The organism is Paraburkholderia sp. MPAMCS5, assembly GCF_036016995.1.
Classification (GTDB): Bacteria; Pseudomonadota; Gammaproteobacteria; order Burkholderiales; family Burkholderiaceae; genus Paraburkholderia.
This window is the reverse complement of record NZ_JAYXBK010000008.1, coordinates 155,960-177,841: the sequence shown is the minus strand read 5'-3', so window position 1 is coordinate 177,841 and position 21,882 is coordinate 155,960. Positions and strand designations below refer to the sequence as shown.

Sequence of the window (21,882 nt, the reverse complement as noted above, 5' to 3'; positions counted from 1 at the left end):
CACGCACGTTGCCTATGAGCAGCGGCCATAGTTGTCGTCGAATCGCACGATGTCGTCTTCGCCGAGATAGGTGCCCGATTGAATTTCAATGATCTCGAGCGGCACCTTGCCCGGGTTTTCCAGCCGGTGCCGCGTGCCGAGCGGAATGTAAGTCGATTCGTTCTCGCTCAGCAGGAACTGCTCTTCGCCTCGCGTGACGAGCGCCGTGCCGGACACCACGACCCAATGTTCCGCGCGATGGTGATGCAGTTGCAGCGAAAGCTGCGCTCCCGGCGACACGACGATGCGCTTGACCTGAAAGCGCTCACCGTGGTCGATGGAATCGTAAAAGCCCCACGGGCGATGAACCTTGCGATGCGCGTCCGCTTCCGGCGCGTGTTGCGCCTTGATGCGCGACACGAGGCCCTTGACGTCCTGCACGTGCGAGCGGTCCACCACGAGCACCGCGTCGGCTGTTTCGACCACGACGACATTCGTCGTGCCGACGCAGGCGACGAGGCGTCCTTCGGAATGCGCGTAGCTCGACACCGCGCCTTCGAACGTCACACGGCCGCGTCCGGCGTTGCCGTTGGCGTCTTTGTCCATGGCGGCCCACACCGCGTCCCACGAACCGAGATCGGACCAGCCGGCTTCGAGCCGGATGACCACGCCGGCAGGCGTTGCCGCGTTTGCGCTGTGGGTCGAATCAGCGGCATCAGTTGCATCGGCGGCCGCGGCGGCATGCGCGCCTTCGGTGTCCACCGTCTCGGTCAGGCGCTCCATCACCGCATAGTCGATCGAATCCGCGGGCGCGCTGAGGAACGCATCGACGAGCGGGCGGAAATACGCGCCCTCGGTGCGCCCGCCGCTGAACGCGCGTTCGCACGCAGCATGCATGTCGGGTTGCAGACGCTTCAGCGTATCGAGCCACACGCTCGCGCGCACGATGAAGATGCCGCTATTCCACCAATACGTGCCTGCTGCAACGTATTGCGCCGCGAGTTCTTCCGCGGGCTTTTCGACGAAGCCGTCGATCGCGTGCCCGCCGTTCGACAGCGCAGCGCCAATGCGGATATAGCCGAAGCCCGTATCGGGGCGCGTGGGCGGCACACCGAGCGTCGCGATCGCACCTTGTTCTGCGTAGCGTGCCGCGTTTTCCAGCGCGCCTTGCAATGCGTCGAGATCGGCGATCGAATGATCGGCCGGCATCACGACGAGGATGCCGTCTTCGCCGTCCGCGCATGCGAGCGATGCGGCAAGCGTGAGCGCGGGCGCCGTATCGCGGCGGCCGGGCTCGACAATCAGGCGCGGCTTCACGCCGTTTTCCTGCAGCTGTTCAGCAATGACGAAGCGGTGCTCTTCACCGCATACGATGATCGGCGAGGCGTCGACTTTCCAGTTCTCGGGAAAGCCGTTCATGCGTCGCGCGGTGGCTTGCAGCAGAGAGTCGGAGCCGACCACATCGATAAGCTGCTTCGGATAGTTTTCGCGCGACACGGGCCACAACCGCGTGCCCGACCCGCCTGCGAGAATGACCGGGACAATGCGCGCGCAACGCGCGCCGGCTGCCCCGCCGCCCGTTTCGGACGACACGTCGCTAAGAGCTCCCTGAGTCGACATATTGGCAATCCTTTGTAGTGCTTAAACCAGCGAAAAGAGAGGCCGGAGCCCGCTCATGGCGAGTACCCCGGCTGACTCCGTCGATGCTATTGGCCGGCCATGCGACGGCTTTGTATGCGGAACTCGGTGGGCGAGATTCGCATACGCTTGCGAAATACTTTCGCGAGCCTGTCGCCATTGCCCATGCCCGTGCGGCGCGCGATCTTGTCGACCGGCAACTCGGACTCGGTCAACAGACTGCACGTCACGGCGAGACGTTCATGCAGCAGAAAACTCGAAGGCGTAATGCCCATTTCCATCTTGAAGCGGCGCAGAAAGTTGCGCTCGCTCATCGCGGCGAACTGCGCGGCGTCCGCGATCGAGATGGCCTGCTGGCAGTTTTCCTGCAGCCAGCGGGCCGCCGCGCGGACCTTGTCGCCCGGCGTAAGCGCGCCCTCGTCGCCGAGCAGCGGCGCGAGACTCGAACACGAATCGGCCAGAAGGCGCTCCGCGACGGTGCGCGCGACTGCGGCGCCGAGATCGCGCTTGATCATCGCGAGCGCGCTTCTCATCGACTCGATGCGATCGCCCGCGTCCCCGGCATGCTCGGGATGGCGCGGCGCATTGCTCATTTCGTTCAGCTCGGCTGCGTCGGACGGGAGAGAGGCGTCGACCAGAGCGCGCCCTTCCGCAATCGGACGGACCACGCCGGTGTTGCGGCGAATCCGACGCAACCAGGCAATCAGCTGTTCGTCCTGAGCGGCAGCACTCGCGCCCTTGCCGCCGGCGACATACAGCGCGTCGAAACCGCCGAAATGCCGGGCGTCGACCGGGTCGGTCCACGCCCGCAAACCCGACGACGTTGCCACCATGCCGCCTTCGGCCGACAGGAAGCACACCTCGTAAGACGCGCCGCCGGTGCCCGACGAAGCCAGTTCATTCGCCGCCTGGAACACTTCGGCGACTACGCCGGCACCTTGCAGCGAGCAGTCGTTGAACAACAGTATCGCGATACGACGCATCCCTTTGTCGGGCGCGTGCACCCAGCGGAGCATTGCAGATTCGAGATCGAGACTCGCGGACATCATAGCTATCCCCTCACAGAAAACGGATCGACCCCACCACCCTTCAGGCCGCAGAGGGCCCGTCTCTGTGCCGTGCATCATAGCTATCGGGCATCCAGCGTTTAGCCGCCATGACCGATAGTGCTGACATGTTGGCGCATTAAATGGAGCGGTTCGTCGGTTGTTTTTCGGCAAAATTCAGCCACGCAAAACTTCACTGAATTAATTGCCGGGTTCCACATATCAGTGAATTGGCGTTGTGCGAATATTAGTGCAAACCAAGAGCGTATTTCGTTCGGCACCGCACACTGGATCGCGACTCAAAAATCGCAGAGAGCACAATCCAATCCGCGCGAAAGCACCCGGGAAAAGAAGGGTTTATTCTTCTCCCGACGACACCTGCGGGCAGTTTCGCCTCAGTGCGCGGATTTGCCAGGCATCTTACCGCACGCCGTTTCCACTGACCATACATAAGGCATGTTTCAATTAGTCAAAACCGTGACTAATTGAAACACTTTACCTGCGACGCCAATTATTTAATTTGTTCTTATTCGACTCGCCGAATATAAACACGGCGATTAATGTTTCAGAATTGAAACACGAAAAAGACCGCGCGGAACGCTGACGCAACCTGCACACCCGGGCGTCCCGCGCCCCAAGGGCGCCAGGGCGAATCGGTCATAAGATTGCGGAAATGCACTATGCAATTTCCGCAACGCGCGGCAGCGGACAAACGTAGGGGCGGCTGAGGTCTCGCGATCCGGCAGTCTGACGACACTCCTCGCCGCGAGACGGCTCGCGATGTCGCGCCGCCGTATCGCACCTTCTTATAAGCAGACGAAAGCATCGTTTCGTACTACCAGAAGCGGCGTCACTGTACTCAGCTCAAACCGCTTCTCCCCGCAGAAGATCTGCGCTGTGAGTAACGAGTCGCATCATGGCCGATTCGGCGCGCTCGGCATCGCCGCCTTCAATCGCGCGCACGACTTTTCCGTAGTCGGCCAGCCACGCGTCGTGCGAGTGCCTTTGCATACGCGGAGCCGCCTGCATGGCCCTCAGACCCATTCTGACGATGCTGCCCATTTGCCTGAGCAATGGGTCGCCGCTTGCCTCGATAATTGCTGCTTGCAGTGCGTCTTCCGCCGCTTCCTGCGCGACCTGATCGCCCCTCGTCCGCTGAAGGTTCTGATACATCGCGGTGATCGCAATGCGCTGATGCCGGCTTGCGCGAGCCGCCGCGAACGCGGCCGCACGGGGATCGACAAGCTTGCGAAACGCGATCAGTCCGTGCAGATACTCGGGGTCGGGCGTGGCGCGAAGCCGCCAGTCCGCCACCTCATGATCGATGATCAGCCAGTCACGCGACGGCGTGATGCGGGTGCCCGTCTTGGTCCTGACATCGAGCATCCGGCGCGAAACCAGAATGCTGATCGCTTCACGCATGATCGCGCGGCTCACGCCGTGCGTCTTCGACAGGATGACCTGTGGAGGCAGCACGTGGTCCGCGTAATCCCCGTTGATAATGCCGGCCACCAGCTGATTGACCACTCGTTTGACGAGCGAGGCTTCGTATCCGTGGTTCATTTTCGTTCTCGTGACACTGTGAGGCGTTACGCCAAGATCTGGTCTCTCTCGCATTTTCGCCTTGGTTTACAGGGCTTTTTCGCTTGCTTTTCCATGTCAACATCGTGCATCGGCTTGAGTTCGCATAACGTGCGTCCGCACACACTGATCATGCAATCGATGCATATCGCAACACGTTGCGAGCAGCAATCCAATATCGCCACAACTGACTACCACTATATTTAGCCACCCTAACGACTTTAAAATTCTCTGCTCGTGCGTTACTTCTTGACCGATTCCGAGCAATAGGCTTCGTACGCGTAGCCGCCGTATCGGCGCGACTGCGCGTAATTGCCGCGACTGACCTTGAATCCGTTCAGCAGAATGCCTTCCACTTTGGCGCCCGTCTGAGCGAGGCGCTTGACCGCTTCGGATATCTCGCCCGCGCGTGTATCGGCGAAACGCGCGACCATGAAGATCGAGTCGGCGACGGGCGCCATGGTCGCCGTATCCGACACGGCAAGAATGGCCGGCGCGTCGAGCAGCACGATGTCGTAGCGCTCCGACGCGGCACGAATGCTCTCCCTGAAATTGCTGCTCAATAACAGTTCGGCGGGGTCGTGCGGATAAGCGCCGCACTGAAGCACATCGAGATTCGGGAGCACGTGCATGTGCACAGCGTCGTCGAACGAACTCGTACCCGCGATCACCTCGGCGAACCCCGCGCCGCGCGGCAAGCCGAAGTACTGATTCAAATGACCGCGGCGCAAGTCGCCATCCACCAGCAGCACGCGCTTTCCAGCTGACGCGAGCAACGTGCTGAGATTCGCGGAGAGGAACGACTTGCCGATTCCGGGAAGCGGCCCCGCGAGCATGACCACGTTGTTGCGGTCCCCATTCAATGCGAATTGCAGCGACGCACGCATCGTGCGCAATGCTTCAATAGCCGGGTCTGCCGGGTGTTCGAAAGCCAGAGTAAGCCTCTCCTCGCCTTTGACCGTCATCTTCCGTGTCAACTGGTTCTGCTGATCGCTGACCGGAATCGTCGCGTAGACAGTCAGGCCGGTACGCGACTCCAGCACACTCGGGTCGGACACGCCCTTGAACAGATAGTCGCGCATGAAGGCAAGCGCGATGCCGGCAAGAAGCCCCAGAAATGCAGAGACGAGCATGACGAGCGCCTTTGCCGGTTTGATCGGCCGCTCGGGGACGTCCGCGGTATCGAGCATCTGCACGGAGGCCGACTCGCCGGCCTTTGCCAGACGCAGCGTGTCGATGTTGCCGCGCAACGCCGCATACATGTCGGAACTCACCCGCACATCTCGCATGAGCCGCAGCGCACCTTGTTCGGCAGCCGGCATAGAGCGCACGCGCGCACCGAGACTGTCGACATATTTGCTGGTGCTCGAGATCTGCTGGTCGATCGCTTCCACACTCGGATGCCCGGCGGAAAAGCGCAACATCAGGTCTTGCCGTTGACGCTTGAGATCGAAGAGGCGCGTTTCGGCTTCAGTGGTCTGTCTCAGGATGAGGCGGCTCTCCTCCTCGGCATCGAGCAAACCATGACTATTGCGGTAGGCGTTGTAGGCTTGCTCTGCCTGATCCACGTCGCGCTTCGCCTGCGGTAGTTGCATCTCCAGGTAATTGAGCGACTTCGCGGCAGCAGCCCCCTTCTGACTCTCGTTCTGACGGACGTACTCGCGGCCGATGTTGTTGAGTATCGCGGTCACGAGAACCGGATCGGCGCCTTCCAGCAGAACACTGAGGACATTCGACCTGTTACCTTGCTCATCGACCAGCAAACCTCTTTGCAATTGTTCGAGCGCCTGTTGACGCGAGTGCCGCGTCACATTGAACACAGCCCCACTTTCGCCATCGAGCTTACTCACCAGCAAAGTAATCGGTCCGTGGATGCTTTCAAAGTGCTCCTCCACGCCAACTTTTCCAGTGACCGGCAGTTCGAGTCCCGGTCCGCGCAACTCATATTGCCCGTGAGATAAAGCGGTGACGCTGTACTCCGATCCTTCGGCGCGCCTCGGCACGTCGAACGTGGACACGCTGATGGATTCGTCGCCCCAGACATAGCCACCCCAGCCAAATAGTCCAGGCGTGTAGCGTCCTTCGATATTCCGCGCGATCAGGCCGCCGACCAGCGGAAGGCGTTTCGGCTGGGCGTCGATATAGAGCTTGAGCGAATCCACCGTTTGCATCGCGATGGTTTTTGATCTCAGCACCTGAATCTCGCTTTCGGCGGAAGTTCTCTGCTCGAATAGAGAAGAAGCATTACGCACTCGATCTTTTCCATCCGGCAGCGTGCTGGATGGACTGTCGTCGATCCTGATCGAGATATTGGCTCGATAGACGGGCGTCGCGCAGAACGCGTAGACGGCGCCGAGCGAGACGAAAAGCAAGGTCGTGACGACAATCAGCACGCGGTGATTCATCAACGTGTCGATGATCGATCCAGGATCGAATTCATCGCTACGTTCAATGACGGTCGCGGATGCGGGATTCATATGTGCCATGGGAACGTCTCGTCACGTGATTTTCTTTGAGCGCGCGAAGCAACGGATGCGAGCGATGGAAATGCACGACTGGATTCTTATCGTCTTTTTCTTAGGTCGAACAATACGCATCGCGCAACGCGAGGTATGCGCGTTACTGAACACAAATCCCGTCGGCCGATCCGCGATAAGCGGCGTATCGCGCTTAACGATCGAAGACCCAATCGCTGCTCAAGGGAAAATCACCAAATGTCTGACCGAAGCGCTTCGAGGTCTCGCATGAAACACTGCGTAAGTGTGCGGACGGAACTTCTGCAACGCCACGTTGCATCACTGGCGCGCTGACGCACGCAACGACGCAATCGCCTGTCACATCGAGCAATACGTTTCGCCATCCTTATTGTTTTAAACGCTCACACTTCAATACCTGATTCACGGCGTCACTGCGAAGTCGCGCTTCTCAGGCGCTTGCAAAGAGCGCTGCCGCACACTGCAATTCACCACTTCGGCGCGGAGTGTTCGATGGACCACGGATATCTGAGTGCACGTTTCGTAGAGTCCGAAACATGCCAGATGCGGTTCATCACTGCACGCCAGCAATAAGGCATCCATTCGATGCCCAGGGGGAAACTCATGAAGATCACTCAGTCGTGCGCGATAGTCGCCCGCTCGATCGCACCATCGTGCGAAGGGACGCTCGTGCACGACTTCATTGCAGCGCGATGCGATGCCATCGCGGCCGCGTCTTCGTGTGACATCTCTTCTGCCGTTTTCTATCGCAAGTGGAAAGACTCTCCGCGATCCACATTGCGTCGCGGCGCGATCGCGCCGCAACGCGTTGTGGCCTTTGCGAATCCGGTTCAGCGCGACTGAGCTGAATGCAAGCCTTTCTTGCTGTACCGGCTACATTTCGGCGCCGATGTAGCTGGGAAACCATGCGCCTTCAATCTGGAGATTGACCATGAAACGCAATCTGATCGCAGCAGCAGTGCTCTCGCTCGTTTCCGCCGCGTCCTTCGCTATGGGAACGGATTCCAGCTCCACGGCGACGTCGGGTGGCTCGACCGCCGCTGCCGTATTCGGGTTCGGCCACTTCGTCGCAACGGATTCGGGCGCGGCAAATGGCAACGCTTATTCCGTCGCGGGTACGGGCTATGGCGATACCGGCACGGCGACGAACGCCACGACGAGCCACACCAACACGTCGAAAGTGAGCGGCTTCGGCTTCGGCGGCGCGACGGCTGGCGGCACCTCGGGCGCCGACGCAGCGGCAAATGCATGGAGCCGTCTGGGCACCGGCTGGCATTAAACCGGCGACTGAAAGACGGAATACGTACCTTTCACTTTGTTTAGGATGACGAATCATGAAAAGTAAAATGATCGTTGCTGCACTGTTCGCGCTTAGCTCGGTTACGGCGCTGGCGGGGACCGGAACGAATTCCTCCTCGATCTCGACATCGGGCGGAACGACGTTTGCAGCCGTTACGGGTTGTGGTTCCTTCTCAGCAAGCGACTACGGCGCGGCCAACAGCAATGCGCAAGCGCTCGCCGGCAGCGGCTACGGCACAACCGGCAATTTCACGAACGCAACGGCGAGCCACACCAACACGTCGACGGCGGGCGGATATGGTCACGGCACGTCCTCGGCAACCGGCCTCTCCGGTGCCGATGCGGCGGCCAACGCGTGGAGTTCGCTGGGCCGCGGCTGGTAATAGTCGGGTGCTGACAGGTGGCGTCTGGATTGATCTCGGGTCAGCCCAGCCGCCCCTTTTCCTCAACTATAAAAAACGACATCGTTGATCCGGGGTCGCTTGTTGCGATGACGACTTTTGCGGCACCCCTCCATATCGGGAGAAGTAAAATGACAAGGAATGCTCTGTACCTGGCATGTGCCGTGATGTTCTGCACCGCGCACGCTGCCTACGCCGATACGACCGCCAATTCGTCGTCGGGATCGACATCGGGTTCCACTTCCGTCGGCATCGGCCAGGGCGGCGGATCGAGCCTGAATAACATCGGGACGTCGGCGAATTCGTCGGCCACCACCAATTCGAACTCGTCGTCGGTCGGCGGCATCGGAAGCGCCAACGCGATGGGCGGCTCGTCGAATGTCAACGTATCCGTGACCATGCCGACCATGACGGCATCCACCGGCGCGGGCACGGGCACGAGCGGCGGCGCGGGTGCCGACGTCACCAGCAAGGCCGCAACGGGCCCGGGATCGAGCGCCTATGACACGCGTGCGACGGTGGACTACAACCAGAGTTCGTACTCCGTGCGCACCACGCCGGCCATCGCCGCACCTGGATTGACCACGACGCTTTCCGACACCTGCATGGGCTCGACGAGCTTCGGACTTTCGGTCACGGGTTTCGGCGTGACGGGCGGCACGACCCAGGTCGATCAGGCTTGCGTGCGCCGACTGGATGCGCGCGAGTTCCGTGCAATGGGTCTGACCGATGTCGCGCTCGCGCTGCTGTGCCAAAGCGACGCCAATCGCAAGGCGGTGGAAGCGACCGGCCACCTCTGCCCCGGCACGACCGCGCCGCTTGCGAAGGCCCCGAAGGCTCCTGAAGCGCCGCAATATTCCGACGACGAAAAGTATCGCGATCCGTTCGTGCGCGCACGTCTCGGCCTTCCTGTTCCGGAAACCGGCGCGCAGTCGCAGTCCTCGGGCGTACCGGCGAATGCGCCCTCGGCCCGTGACGCGCACAATGACATTGCCGCTGTGAAGACGTCACCGGTCACGAGCCACAGCATCGAGGTATCGCTGCTGAAATAGGTTGTTCTGGAAGGAACGGCAACCTGCACTCGATGAAAAGAGATTTGCTCGTGCCTTTTCTACGTCTTAAGGGTTGGCCAGTGTCGCCGGTCGCCAACTCGTTTTATCGTGAGGCATCGTATGAAGAGCTATCTCATGTTGGCCATGCTGTCGCTCGCTGCCATTGCAGACGTTACCGCGCAAGCCGCAACACCTGGCACGGCGCTTTGGGCTGCCACCCCAGCGGGCTCGCAACCCGTGCCCAACGCGCCGGACCTGGTGTTGCTCCAATGGAGCGGGGCAGTTCCGCTCAAGCTCTCCGACGGCGGCAAATGTCTCCTTGTCGCGCGACGGGGACCGCAGATCGTGGCGATCGAGTTGTCGCCGCTTATCGAGGGGCCGAAGCTGGTCGGCTGGGCGCCGAAGCAGATCGACATGAACACGGCCACGTCGAAGTGGGGATATGTCGCTCCGTCATGGGATGCAAACCGGGCGAAGTTCAGCAATCCGGCCACTGCGTCGATCCAGGCTTCGAGCAAAACAGTGGCGAATGCAAGCGGCGCGTCAGCCGCTTATGCAAACGCGAGCGCAAGCACGAAAAGCTGGACCAATGCGAGCGTCGAGGCCCATAAGAGCGCCGCGGCGACCAGCGAGTCGGCGCAGACAGTCACGGTCAAAGGCAAGACCTACACGAAATACAGCCATTTTGAAGCTGCATCCGCGCAGGTGCCGATGGCGGCCTCGGACGAATACATTTGCCAGTGACCGCCGCCGACATTCATCGCGCCTCGTGAACCGGGGCGCGTTACTTCGAAATATCCTCCAACGCGACATTGCGTGTTCTCGGTCCCAACGCGCCGATGGCGAGCATCACAATCGCCATCGCGCAGGAGATGAACACGAACACGCCGTCCACGCCGAAGCGGCCCAGGCACGCCGCGATCACGAAGGCGGAGAACATCGCCGAAATGCGGCTCCACGAATAAACGAAGCCGACTGCGCGCGCGCGGATGCTCGTCGGAAAGAGTTCGGCCTGATACGCGTGATAGCTGTACGAAATGATGTTGCCGGCCAGCACGAGACAGACACCGAGGCTCACCAGCATCACCGTCTCGCGCGCCTGGCTGAACAGCAGGCCGCACACCACGTTGACCGCGGCCATGCAGATAATCACCGTCTTGCGCTCGAAGCGGTCCGCAATCAGCAGGCCGAGCAATGGTCCGAGCGGCGCCGCCACGGCGATGATGCTCGCGTACATCAGGCTCGTCGTCACCGTGATGCCCTGCTTGATCAGCAACGTGGGAATCCAGTTGGCGAAGCCGTAATAGCCCATCGTCTGGAATACGTGAAAGATGATCAGCATGAGCGTGCGTTTGCGATACGGCGGCACGAGCAGGTCGCGAAACGCTGAGCGCGCGCGCACCGGTTCCGGCAATGCGGGCTGCGGCAACGCGCGTCCATATTCGCGTTCGACGCGCGCTTCGAGTCGCGTCATGATCGCGTCCGCTTCGTCCAAACGGCCTTTTTGCGCGAGCCAGCGCGGACTCTCCGGCAGACCGAGGCGAATCCACCACACCACGATCGCGCCGACCACGCCCGTCAGCACGACGAGACGCCAGCCATCGAGGCCGAAGTATCGATGCGGCACCAGTTGATACGACAGAAACGCGACGATCGGCACCGCGCAAAAACCCACCGCCTGCGAACACGCCGACGCGCGGCCGCGCACATGCTTCGGAACAAGTTCGGAAATGTACGTGCCGATCGTCACGATCTCCACGCCAATGCCGATGCCCGCAATGAAGCGCCACAGATTGAGCCCGAGCGCCGTGTCCTGAAACGCCATGATGATGTTCGCGGCCGTGTACCACAGCAGCGACCACGTGAAGATTGCGCGCCGTCCGAAGCGGTCCGCGAGAAAGCCGCACGCCGCCGTGCCGATGAACAGTCCCGCGAACAACGCGGCAATGAAACTCGCGACGCCGCTCGTGCCGAACAGGCCATGCGTCGTCGCGGTGAGAATGCCGCTGCGCACGAGGCCCGGCGCGATATAGCCGGAAAACATGAGGTCGTACAGTTCGAAGAAGAGCCCGAGGCTCAGCAACATCACCAGCTTCCAGATGGAACGCGTGGCCGGCAAACGGTCGAGCCGCGCCGAAATGCGCGCACCGCCCAGTGCGATGTCGTCCGCGTGGCTCTCTGCCGAGGCGCCCGCGCCGAGAGGCGCGCCGAGCGCGCCGGCATCGCCGGTTGCCGCCGCATATACCGCCTGATTCGACGATTTCATCGTCTGTCTCCTTGAATGCCGGTCTTTCGCCGGATAAGCCTGATTGACTACCTGTGATGCATGAAAGCGCTACGCGCGATCAGGCGGCCTCGCGCGGCGTCTGAGTAGAACCGCTGGTAAGCGCCGCGATCTGCGCGTCGTCGTAACCGATTTCGCGCAAGACGTCGGCGGTGTGCTCGCCGATCTTCGCTATCGGCTGACGCGGCTGCAAACGCGCGCCGTCGATCGAAATGGGCAGCAAGGGCATGGCGGTTTCGTTGCCGTCGTCGAGCGTGAGGCGCGCAAGGCCGCCGCTTTCGTTCAGATGCGGATCGTCGAACAGTTCTTCAGGCTTCACGATAGACGCGAACGGAATGTGGTCGCGCTCGAACAGCGGCACGAGCGCGGCGCCTTCGAACTGGCTCAAGGTTTCGCCGAGCGTCTTCAACAGCCATTCGCGCGCGAGCACGCGGTCGTTGTTGGTCGCGAGACGCGGGTCGGCGAGCAGATCGGCGCGGCCGAGAATCCCGCACAACGCGCGCCATTGACTGTCGCCCGTCGCGGCGATGAACATCTGCTCGTGGTTGGCCAGCGTGAACACGTCGTAGACGGCCCATGCGCTGATGCGCTCAGGCATCGGCGCGGGCGCGACGCCGGTCGCGGCGTACTGCTGCATGTGCTGCGCCGACAGCAACACGCAGTTTTCGAACAGCGCGCTTTGCACTTCCTTGCCACGCCCGCTTGCATGCCGCTCGTGCAACGCGGCCAGCACGCCGATGGCGCCGAACATGCCGCCCATGATGTCGTTCACCGAACTGCCCGCGCGCAGCGGCCGGCCCACCGGCCCGGTCATATACGCGAGGCCGGCCATCATCTGCACGACTTCGTCGAGTGCGAGGCGATGTTCGTACGGGCCGTTCAAAAAGCCTTTGTGCGAGACGTAGATCAGTTTCGGGTTGCGCTCGCGCAGCGACGCGTAATCGAGACCGAGGCTCGCCATGCGTCCCGGCTTGAAGTTTTCGACGAACACGTCAGCGGTATCCACGAGCCTATGCAGCGCGGCGAGTCCCGCTTCGCTGTCGAGATCGAGCGCGATGCTCTTCTTGTTGCGATTGAAGGTGCGGAAAAAGCCCGCGCCCGTGCCGAGCAAACGACGCGTGCCGTCGCCGCGCGGCGGCTCGACCTTGATGACCTCGGCGCCCAGGTCGCCGAGAATCATCCCGCACGTCGGGCCCATCACCATATGCGACAACTCGATCACGCGAATGCCCGCGAGCGGCAACGCGCCTGGCTGTTGGCCCGCCGCGGCGGCATCCGGGGAAGAGGAATAAGCGTTCATTGCAGTACCTGCGAGGCGGAAGATTGGGAAGAGCCGAGGTGTCCGGCAGCAGCGAACTGCTTCGGCAAACCGGCGCGCGCGAGATAGCCGTAAAGCGGCTCGCCGGGCAATGCATCCGCGAGCACCTCGCGCGACGCGATCAGACGGGTCAGGTCGATGCCCGTTTCGTAGCCCATGCTGTCGAGCATGAACACGAGGTCTTCGGTGTTCACGTTGCCGGTCGCGCCGGGCGCATGCGGGCAGCCGCCGAGTCCCGCGAGCGACGCGTCGAATTCGCGGATGCCGTGTTGCAGCGCGATCAGCGTATTCGCGAGGCCGAGTCCGCGCGTGTCGTGCAAATGCAGTGAGCGCAGCGTGTCGCCGGCTACGTCGCGCACGAGTTCGATGATCTCGCCGACCTGGCGCGGCGTCGCTTCGCCGGTCGTGTCGCCGAGCGCGATCACATCGGCGCCTGCTTCGACGGCCGCGCGCGCAATCGCGGCAATGTCCGCGTACGGCACCGCGCCTTGCAGCGTGCAGCCGAACACCGTCGACAAACCGGCGATCAACTCGACGCGCCTCGCGCTCGCACCCGCCGCGCTGTCGATCAACTCGCGCATCGCCGCAAACGCGTCGATCATTTCAGCCGGCGTCTTGCGCACGTTCGCGAGGCTGTGCGCGGCGCTGACCGAAATCGGCGCGACGATCCTGTGCGCGCCGGATTCGAGCGCGCGCTGCGCGCCCTTCAGGTTCGGCACGAGCGCGGTCACGATCAGATCGTCGTAGCCGAGCGCGTGAGCAATGACTTCGTCGGCGTCGGCCATTTGCGGCAGGAGCTTCGCGGGCACGAATGACGCGACTTCCATATGACGCACGCCGGCGGCATACGCGGCATCGATCCAGCGGCGTTTGGCTTCGGTGGGCATCGTTCGCGCGATGCTTTGCAGACCGTCGCGCATGCCGACTTCCGTCACGACGACGCGCTCCCTGGTTTCATTCATGTCGTAAATCCTGCGGAAAAAATGCGGGGAATCAAGCACGGATGAGAGCGTGCCTGTTCGCGGGCGCGCCGCAAAGTCTGCGTTGACGAAGCACTCCATCGCCGTTGACGATGGCAGCCGACGCAAGCGGGGCGGCCTTGCGCCGCCACAAAGGGGAAACCCTTAAGGGCTTTTCAGAGGATGAGAAACCACCCGCGGCGCAGGCAGACGCACGCGTCTCAAACGGCATCCAGCAAATGAGCGAGCAGATGCGACGCGGCCAGCGTCAGCGCATGCCGGTCGCGCACGCAGATCACGAAGCGCCGCGCGGCCCACGCTTCGCGCAACGGCACGGCGACAATGTCGTATTCCTCGGCGGCGTGGCGAGGCAGCGCCTCGGCGGGCAGAATGGCCACCGCGAGGCCGGCCTGAATGAAGCGATAGGCGGCGTCGAAGGTCGATACGTAAGTGCGATAGTTAAGCTCGCGGCCCTTCTCCGCTGCGATGCGCTGCATCAGTGAGTTCACCGACGCATTCGAAGCGAGCCCGAGGTGGTCGAACGAAAGCGTCTGCTCGAAGCTGATCGCGGCCTCGCCGGCCAGCGGATGACCGCGCGGCACGATCAGCGCGAGATGATCGGCGCGATATGGCAGCGCGTCGAGAGTGCCCATCGGCACGGTATCGCGGCAGATGCCGAGATCGGCCACGCCTTCTTCGAGGCCGCGCACGATCTCCGTGCTCACGCGCTCTTCCACGTCCACGCGAATCTGCGGATTGGCCTTCAGAAAGACGGATAATGCCTCGGGCAAAAACTCGACCATCGACGACACATTCGCCAGCACGCGCACATGGCCGCGCGCGCCGGCCGCATATTGGCTGAGTTCGGCCTGCATGCGTTCATGGCCGCGCATGATGAGCCGCGCATGCCGCAACAGCGCCTCGCCCGCGGCGGTGGCGCGCACGCCGCGCTGGCTGCGCGACAGCAGCGCCACGTCGACGAGCGCTTCGAGATCGGCGAGCCGCTTGCTCACCGCCGACGGCGCGATGAACTCGCGTTCAGCGGCGCGCGCGATCGTGCCTTCCTCGCAAACGGCAATGAACAAGCGCAACGTCACCTGATCGATCTGCCACATGCGAGAAGGCTCCAGAAATTGAGTGGGGAAAATTATGCCCGAGGAAAGCGGCGGCCGAGTCCGTCCCAGGGTATCCACGGTCCATGGCCAGAGGGCATGGCGGGCTTGCTCGCCGCATCCGCTCTGGCTATGCTGGGCGACGCCCGCCGCAAGCCGCTTGTGACTTTCCCGGCGACCGGCTCGATCGAACAACACACCACGAGAACCGCCATGTCCATGACCAGCCTCTTCTTTACCGCCGCGGGCGTCGGCCTTGCGATTGCCGCGCCGGTCGGCCCCATGGGCATGCTGTGCATTCGCCGCACGCTGACGGGCGGTCCGCAAGCGGGGCTCGCCATCGGCCTCGGCATTGCGAGCGGCGATGCGCTCTATGGCCTGATCGCGGCGCTCGGCCTCGTCGGCATTTCGCAGTTCATGCTTGCGTACGACAGGCCGTTGCATCTGCTTGCCGGCTTGTTTCTGCTTTATCTCGGCGTGCGGACGCTGCTGCAAAAGCCTCCCGCCGACGCCAACGCCGAGCAAAGCGGCAATGGAACCGGCAACGGCAAGCTTGCGCAAGTGGGCCGCGCGGGCGCGTTGCGCGCCTATGCGAGTTCCTTGCTCCTCACATTGACCAACCCGCAAACGGTCATCATGTTCGCCGCGCTGTTCACGACGCTCGCGCCACGCGGCGCGTTTTCCTCGACGATCGCGTTGACCACCGTCGGCGGCGTGTTCTGCGGCTCGATCGCCTGGTGGTGCTTTCTCGTGACGGTGGTGTCGCTCGCGCGGCATGCCATCGGCAGCAAGCTGCGGCTGGCAATCGACCGGTTCGTCGGGATCATGCTCGCGGCGTTCGGCGTGGTGGAAATTCGCCGCGCGCTATGAGCGCTGCGCCGCACTGCGCCGCATAAAATGCGGCCTCGGCGTTCACCTTTCCTTGCATTCCATACGCTCGCGCTTCAGTTTTGCGACAATAGCGCCTTTCGCTGCGCCGGGCGCTGCCTTCCGCCCATTGTTGCCGACTCGCGTCGGCGCACGAGGCACGCGCGCCGCGCGTGCCCTAACGTCAATCCACCGACCGCCAGCGGTCTCTTCAATGGCTCTTCCGCATATCGATCTGCTGTACGCCGTCTCCGGTCTCTTTGTCGGCTTTCTGGTCGGACTGACGGGCGTGGGTGGCGGCTCCCTGATGACGCCGATTCTGGTGCTGCTGTTCAACGTGCATCCGGCGACGGCTGTCGGCACGGACCTGCTGTACGCGGCCGCCACCAAGGCGACCGGCACGCTGATCCACGGTCTGAAAGGCTCGATCGACTGGCAGGTCACGCTGCGGCTGGCGGCCGGCAGCGTGCCGGCGGCGACCGTCACGCTGCTCCTGCTGCACCGCTACGGGATGGACACGCCGGGCGCGAGCCGGCTGATCCAGCTCGTGCTCGGCGCCGCGTTGCTGGTGACGGCGGTGGCGCTCGTGTTTCGTCCGCAGCTCGCGGCGCTCGGCGCGCACCGCCGCCGCGCGCCGAGCCAAGGGCGCACGCTCGCACTGACCATGCTGACGGGCGCGGTGCTCGGCGTGCTGGTGTCGCTGACTTCGGTGGGCGCGGGCGCGATCGGCGTGACCGTGTTGCTGCTGCTTTATCCGATGCTGCCGACCAAGCGCATCGTCGGCTCCGATATCGCGCACGCCGTGCCGCTCACGCTGCTGGCGGGCGCGGGCCATTGGCTGCTCGGTTCCGTCGACTGGTCGATGCTGCTGTCGCTCCTGATTGGCTCGCTGCCGGGCATCGTGACGGGCAGTCTGCTGTCCTCGCGCGCGCCGGACTCGCTCTTGCGCAATCTGCTGGCCGCGACGCTCACGCTGGTGGGCGCGCGCCTCGTGCTCGCCTGACGCCGCGGGCGGACGCCGTTCCGCTCATTTGAAAAAGCGGCTGATCAGGTCGGCTTCGAACTGCCGGACCCATTGGCCACGCCGGTCGTAATACGCTTGCGCCCAGTTGGCGCGCCGCACGGTGACGAGGCGTTCGCCGGCTGTATCGGCGGGATCGGCGGAAATGCTCAGGTCGAAATGCGCGGGCGCGAAGCCATGGCGCGCGCAGACCAGTTCGAAGGCCGCCCGGTCGTTGATGGGCAAATCGGTGTAACGCAGGAGCGTGGATTGCATGGCGTGGACTCCGGTTCTTCATCCACACAGTACGCTTCGCGCGGCGTCGGCAATGTGTCATGGGACACAGTCCGGCGACGTCGCCTGGCGCGGCATCGGCTGAAACCCACAGCGCCGCTTCAATCATGCACGGCCAACAATAAAAAAGCTCCGGCGTGGATCGCCGGAGCTTTGTACTGGCCGACAGCGGAATCGCGCGCTGCAATCCCGGCGCCGCCCCGGCGCGCATCCGCGCCGTGCTTACTGCTGCATCACCGTCAGCTTGTTCGACACCGACGTCACGCCCGCCACACCCTTCGCGGCATTGCCCGCAGCGTCGATCTGGCCCTGGTCGGGCACGGAGCCCGTCAGCGTCACCGCGCCGCCGCGAGCCCGCACGGCGATGTTCGACACATCGACGCCCTGCGTCTTCGAGATTGCGCTGCGCACCTTGCGGCCCAGTTGCCTATTGGCCTTCTTGCCCGCCTTGGCGCTGGCGGCGGGGGCGGCTGTCGTGCCCGTTGCCGTTGCATCGCTTGCCTGAGCATAGACATTGCACGCCACCACCATGGCCACCACTGAGCCCAGCGTCTTCAGAAAACCGACCGATTTCATGTTTCTTCTCTCCTTGGCTTCACATTGGACCGCCTGGATAAGCGGCTTCGTACGACTACCGGCGGCCATGCCTGGCGCGACAAAACAGACGCGACACAAACAAACGCGACAAAGCGCGCGGCGAAACCATGGCCGGCTGGAGCTGCGACACGCGATGCGAGAGGCGAAGAGAGACCGGCTGCCGCGTGCCGCACGCGATGGCGCGCATGCAATGCGGTACGGAAACCGGCAAGCCGCGAATTCCGCCGACGCGCCCGGTTCTTGTGTGTCTTGTGTGTCATGCCGGGTCGCGCCGCGCGAAAGCTGTGTTCGCGGCAGCGATGCACAATTTAATCTAGCCGTGCGAGAAGCGCAAAGGGTTTAGTCGCCCGTCACTTTTTGTTACGGGTTTCTCGGCGCGCCCGGCTGGCGTGCGTTTCGCGGCCGCTGCAATCTCAGGTACCATCGGCGCCACGCGCAGCGCCGCCATTCTGTTCACTCTCGACCGTAGCCGTCCCCGTCACCCGATGAAGCCAGCCACCGGCCGCAAACGCCCTCCCCGCCTCGTCGCCCGTTTTGTCGCGATCTCGTGGCGCGATCTCGCGGTCTCCTTCGGGCCGATCCTGCTGATCGCCATCGTCGCGATCTGGGTCGCCGTGCGTCTGATCCAGCCCGCGCCGCCCAGCACGCTCACCATCAGCGCCGGCCCGGAAGGCAGCAATTTCTGGAACGCGGCGCAGAAATACAAGGAGATTCTGGCGCGCAACCGCATCACGCTGAACGTGCTGCCCTCGGAAGGCTCGCTGCAAAACCTCAAGCGGCTGTCGGACCCGAACTCGAATGTCGACGTGGGCTTCGTGCAGGACGGCGTCGCGCCCGGCGCGGCCGGCAGCGGTCTGATGTCGCTCGGCAGCGTGTCGTATGTGCCGCTCGCGATCTTCTATCACGGGCCGACGGTCACGCGGCTCTCCGAATTCAAAGGCCAGCGGCTCGCGGTCGGCGCCGAGGGCAGCGGCACGCGCGAGCTGGCGCTCGCGCTGCTCAAGGCCAACGGCATCGAGCCGGGCGGCTCGACCAAGCTGCTGCCGCTTTCCGGCGATGCCGCCGCGCAGGCGCTCGTCTCCGGCAAGGTGGACGCGGCCTTCCTCGCCGGCGATTCCGCGCAGCCCGCCGTCATGGGCAAGCTTTACCGCACGCCGAACGTGCAGTTCTACGACTTCGCGCAGGCCGACGCCTACACGCGCCGCTTTCCGTATCTGACGCAGCTCGAATTGCCGATGGGCGCGTTCGATCTCGGCAAGAACCTGCCGTCCGCGCCGATCCACATGGTTGCGCCGACCGCCGAACTGGTCGCGCGCGACTCGCTGCATCCCGCGCTGTCGGACCTGCTGATCGAAGCCGCGCGCGAAGTGCACGGCAAGGCGAACATCATGCAGCGCGCCGGCGAATTCCCCGCGCCGCTCGCGCACGACTTCCCGATCAGCGACGACGCCGCTCGCTACTACAAGTCGGGCAAGAGCTTCCTGTACCGCCTGTTGCCGTTCTGGCTCGCGAGCCTCGCCGACCGTCTGCTGGTGGTTGTCGTGCCGCTCGTCGTGCTGCTGATTCCGGCGTTGCGGCTCGTGCCGTCGCTGTATGCGTGGCGCGTGAAGTCGCGCATCTATCGCTGGTATGGCGCGCTGATCGCGATCGAGCGCAGCGCGCTCAGCGATCACTCGCCGGCCGAACGCGCGTCGCTGCGGCGGCGTCTGGACGCCATCGAAGATTCGGTGAATGGTCTGAAGATGCCGCTCGCCTATGCCGACCAGTTCTATGTGCTGCGCGAGCACATCGGCTTCGTGCGGTCGCGGCTCACGCACAGCCGCGACGCCCGGCGCGATCTGTCCGGCGAGGAAGACACCGACGACACCGCGGACGAGGACGAAGATGCGACGCCGTCCACGCCGTCCACGCCGAACGAAGCGGCCGAGATCGGTGAGACACGCGCCGACGAGCCCCGCAAACCAGATTGACGGTGCAAGCCGCAGCCGCACCGCGTAAGATCATTACAGTTCCGACGATGCAGCAGATGCGCCTGCCGATCTGTCGGAGAAGCAATTCGGGAGACATATATGACCGTTGGCATCGACGCCGCGCAGCCTTTGTGGTTTTACGATTTCGTCTCGCCGTTCACCTATCTGCTGCTCGAGCAACACGACAAATGGCCGGGCTTCGACTTCGCCTTCACGCCGGTCGTGCTGAACGACCTGTACCGTCACTGGGGGCAGCGCTCGGCCTACAGCGTGCCCGCCAAGCGCACCTTCATGTACCGGCACGCGCTGTTTCGCGCGGAACAACTCGGCATTCCGTACAAGATGCCGCCGGCTCATCCGTTCGACTCGATGAAGCCGCTGCTGCTCGCGACCGCCGCGCGCGCGGACATGGTGTGCGTGCGCGAGATCTTCCGCTTCATCTGGCGCGAAGGGCGTGATCCGTCGAGCGACGCGGCCTTTGCCGAACTGTGCGAACGCGTCGGCATACCGGACGGTCCGGCGCTGATCAAAAGCGAGGAAGTGAAGGCCCAATTGCAGCGCAATACCGCCGATGCCATCGGCCTCGGCGTCTACGGCGTGCCGACCTTCCGCATGAACGACCAGTTGTTCTGGGGCGAGGATGCGCTGCCCATGGTGCTGTATTGCGCGCGCACGCCGAACTGGCTGGAATCGAGCGAGGTGAAACGGGTCAGCGCGTTGCCGTCGGGTCTGCCGGGGGTGTCGTCCGATGTGTCGTCGGATCTGTCGTCCGATGTGTCGCCGGATCTGTCGCAAAGCTGAGCATCGCGCGTTCGCGTCGGCAAAGCACCGCTGATGCCGGTCATACCGCGCCTGCTATGGCGGCTGCAGTGCAATCGGGCCTAAGGTTATGACCTTTGCGTCGTGCATCGCCCGTGCCACTGGCTTGTCCGCTCTTACGCGGAACCTGTCTTTCGGGCGGTTATTTGCGCGACGCGTGGCCCATTCCGGTCCGCTTGCCTCTTTATCATGGACGACACCGCCGCCTCCCTCGATATCTGGCTCGTGCGCGTGCTGCGCACGCTGCTCGTCGAGCGCAGCGTCACGCAGAGCGCGCTGCGTCTGAATCAGACTCAGCCTGCCATCAGCACCGCGCTGCGCAAATTGCGCGAGACGCTGAACGACCCCATTCTCGTGCGTGGCAAAGCGGGCATGGTGCCCACCGAGTACGGCGAATCGCTTCTGGCTTCCGCGCAACGCGTGCTGCGCGAGGTCGATTTCGTGGCGACGCCGCACGGCGATTTCGATCCCGGCCGCTCGCGCCGCACGTTTCGCGTGGCCGCGCCGGATTATCTGAACGACTTCTTCATGCCGACCGTGATCGCGCAGTTTCGCGAGGCGGCGCCGCACGCGCGGCTCGAAATCGATTCGCTCAACCCGATGCTCGACCATTACGCCGCGCTCGATGCAGGCGAACTCGACCTCGTGATCGGCAACTGGCCGAAGCCGGATGCGCGCTTCGAGCGCAGCGATCTGTTCTCGGATACGGTCGTGTGTCTGATGCGCGCCGATCATCCGCTGACGCGCACGCCGCTCACTCGCGACGCGTATCTGGCCGCGCCGCATCTCGCGCCGACTCCGTATAGTGGCGCACGCGGCGGCGCCATCGACATCGGCTTCGCGCGCGCGCACGCGGAGCGGCGCATCGTCGCCACGCTGCCCTACTTCGGCCTCGTGCCGCAAACGCTGCTTCAATCGGATCTGATCTTCACGACGACGCGCCGCTTCGCCATGCACTATGCGAGCATCCTGCCGCTCGCGGTGGTCGAGGCGCCAATTCCGTTTCCGCGTATCAAGTGCTATCAGATGTGGCATCCGCAGCCGGATCGTCCGAGCGATCTCGGCTGGTTGCGGGCATTGATGTCCGAGGTGTCGGACGGGCTGGTCGCGCAGAAAGTGCGGCGCGTGAAGCGGGCGGGGTGAGAGTGATTGGGGCGCTTGAAGCGCTTGA

Annotated in this window: 19 protein-coding genes; 9 read left to right on the top strand and 10 right to left on the bottom strand. The window is 63.4% G+C overall.

All coding sequences use genetic code 11. The annotated features are described in order from the left end of the window. Window positions 1-12: 12 nt before the first annotated feature. From VOM14_RS19930 to VOM14_RS19915, 4 genes are all read right to left on the bottom strand, one after another. Window positions 13-1,599 carry a sugar phosphate nucleotidyltransferase gene (locus VOM14_RS19930; protein ID WP_327630455.1) on the bottom strand — a complete coding sequence of 529 codons (1,587 nt, stop codon included), beginning with the start codon at window positions 1,597-1,599 and terminating at the stop codon, window positions 13-15. A gap of 86 nt (window positions 1,600-1,685) precedes the next feature. Continuing rightward, window positions 1,686-2,666 carry a helix-turn-helix domain-containing protein gene (locus VOM14_RS19925; protein WP_327630454.1) on the bottom strand — a complete coding sequence of 327 codons (981 nt, stop codon included), beginning with the start codon at window positions 2,664-2,666 and terminating at the stop codon, window positions 1,686-1,688. Between the two features lie 861 nt (window positions 2,667-3,527). Beyond that, a complete protein-coding gene (locus tag VOM14_RS19920; RefSeq protein WP_327630453.1) occupies window positions 3,528-4,226 on the bottom strand; it encodes a FadR/GntR family transcriptional regulator in 699 nt (232 codons plus the stop codon). 260 nt (window positions 4,227-4,486) lie between these two features. Continuing rightward, complete coding sequence (locus VOM14_RS19915) at window positions 4,487-6,730, bottom strand: polysaccharide biosynthesis tyrosine autokinase (RefSeq protein ID WP_327630452.1); 2,244 nt, start codon at window positions 6,728-6,730, stop codon at window positions 4,487-4,489. A 940-nt stretch (window positions 6,731-7,670) separates the two neighbouring features. On the opposite strand from VOM14_RS19915, the gene VOM14_RS19910 reads away from it, so the two are divergent. From VOM14_RS19910 to VOM14_RS19895, 4 genes are all read left to right on the top strand, one after another. After that, window positions 7,671-8,018, top strand: coding sequence for a hypothetical protein (locus tag VOM14_RS19910; RefSeq protein ID WP_327630451.1), 348 nt, complete (start codon window positions 7,671-7,673; stop codon window positions 8,016-8,018). Window positions 8,019-8,073: 55 nt separating this feature from the next. After that, window positions 8,074-8,421: a hypothetical protein gene (locus tag VOM14_RS19905; RefSeq protein WP_327630450.1), complete on the top strand. Its 348-nt coding sequence runs from the start codon at window positions 8,074-8,076 to the stop codon at window positions 8,419-8,421. 149 nt (window positions 8,422-8,570) lie between these two features. After that, a complete protein-coding gene (locus VOM14_RS19900; RefSeq protein WP_327630449.1) occupies window positions 8,571-9,491 on the top strand; it encodes a hypothetical protein in 921 nt (306 codons plus the stop codon). A 120-nt stretch (window positions 9,492-9,611) separates the two neighbouring features. After that, window positions 9,612-10,235 carry a hypothetical protein gene (locus VOM14_RS19895; RefSeq protein WP_327630448.1) on the top strand — a complete coding sequence of 208 codons (624 nt, stop codon included), beginning with the start codon at window positions 9,612-9,614 and terminating at the stop codon, window positions 10,233-10,235. Between the two features lie 40 nt (window positions 10,236-10,275). On the opposite strand, the gene VOM14_RS19890 is transcribed toward VOM14_RS19895, so the two are convergent. The 4 genes from VOM14_RS19890 to VOM14_RS19875 form a co-directional block, all read right to left on the bottom strand. Further along, entirely contained in the window at window positions 10,276-11,757 is a 1,482-nt protein-coding gene (locus VOM14_RS19890) for an MFS transporter (RefSeq protein ID WP_327630447.1), read from the bottom strand. A gap of 79 nt (window positions 11,758-11,836) precedes the next feature. Continuing rightward, complete coding sequence (locus tag VOM14_RS19885; RefSeq protein WP_327630446.1) at window positions 11,837-13,075, bottom strand: CaiB/BaiF CoA transferase family protein; 1,239 nt, start codon at window positions 13,073-13,075, stop codon at window positions 11,837-11,839. Then, on the bottom strand, window positions 13,072-14,055 hold the full coding sequence (locus tag VOM14_RS19880) for a hydroxymethylglutaryl-CoA lyase (RefSeq protein ID WP_327630445.1): 984 nt from the start codon (window positions 14,053-14,055) through the stop codon (window positions 13,072-13,074). Before VOM14_RS19880 ends, VOM14_RS19885 begins: the two co-directional genes overlap by 4 nt. Window positions 14,056-14,273: 218 nt before the next feature. Beyond that, complete coding sequence (locus VOM14_RS19875) at window positions 14,274-15,167, bottom strand: LysR substrate-binding domain-containing protein (protein ID WP_327630444.1); 894 nt, start codon at window positions 15,165-15,167, stop codon at window positions 14,274-14,276. Window positions 15,168-15,377: 210 nt separating this feature from the next. On the opposite strand from VOM14_RS19875, the gene VOM14_RS19870 reads away from it, so the two are divergent. Then, a complete protein-coding gene (locus VOM14_RS19870; RefSeq protein WP_327630443.1) occupies window positions 15,378-16,034 on the top strand; it encodes a LysE family translocator in 657 nt (218 codons plus the stop codon). Between the two features lie 211 nt (window positions 16,035-16,245). Next, window positions 16,246-17,034: a sulfite exporter TauE/SafE family protein gene (locus tag VOM14_RS19865; RefSeq protein WP_327630442.1), complete on the top strand. Its 789-nt coding sequence runs from the start codon at window positions 16,246-16,248 to the stop codon at window positions 17,032-17,034. Between the two features lie 24 nt (window positions 17,035-17,058). Here the strand turns inward: VOM14_RS19865 and VOM14_RS19860 are convergent, their stop codons facing one another. Together VOM14_RS19860 and VOM14_RS19855 are read right to left on the bottom strand one after the other, a co-directional pair. After that, window positions 17,059-17,307 (bottom strand): hypothetical protein, encoded by a 249-nt coding sequence (locus VOM14_RS19860; protein ID WP_327630441.1) that lies wholly within the window; start codon window positions 17,305-17,307, stop codon window positions 17,059-17,061. A gap of 240 nt (window positions 17,308-17,547) precedes the next feature. Next, a complete protein-coding gene (locus VOM14_RS19855; protein ID WP_327630440.1) occupies window positions 17,548-17,901 on the bottom strand; it encodes a BON domain-containing protein in 354 nt (117 codons plus the stop codon). 506 nt (window positions 17,902-18,407) lie between these two features. Here VOM14_RS19855 and VOM14_RS19850 point away from each other — a divergent pair. The 3 genes from VOM14_RS19850 (at window position 18,408) to VOM14_RS19840 (ending at window position 21,854) form a co-directional block, all read left to right on the top strand. Beyond that, complete coding sequence (locus VOM14_RS19850; RefSeq protein ID WP_327630439.1) at window positions 18,408-19,892, top strand: TAXI family TRAP transporter solute-binding subunit; 1,485 nt, start codon at window positions 18,408-18,410, stop codon at window positions 19,890-19,892. Window positions 19,893-19,991: 99 nt separating this feature from the next. Continuing rightward, window positions 19,992-20,693 (top strand): 2-hydroxychromene-2-carboxylate isomerase, encoded by a 702-nt coding sequence (locus tag VOM14_RS19845; RefSeq protein ID WP_327630438.1) that lies wholly within the window; start codon window positions 19,992-19,994, stop codon window positions 20,691-20,693. A 207-nt stretch (window positions 20,694-20,900) separates the two neighbouring features. After that, complete coding sequence (locus VOM14_RS19840; protein WP_327630437.1) at window positions 20,901-21,854, top strand: LysR family transcriptional regulator; 954 nt, start codon at window positions 20,901-20,903, stop codon at window positions 21,852-21,854. Window positions 21,855-21,882: the final 28 nt, after the last annotated feature.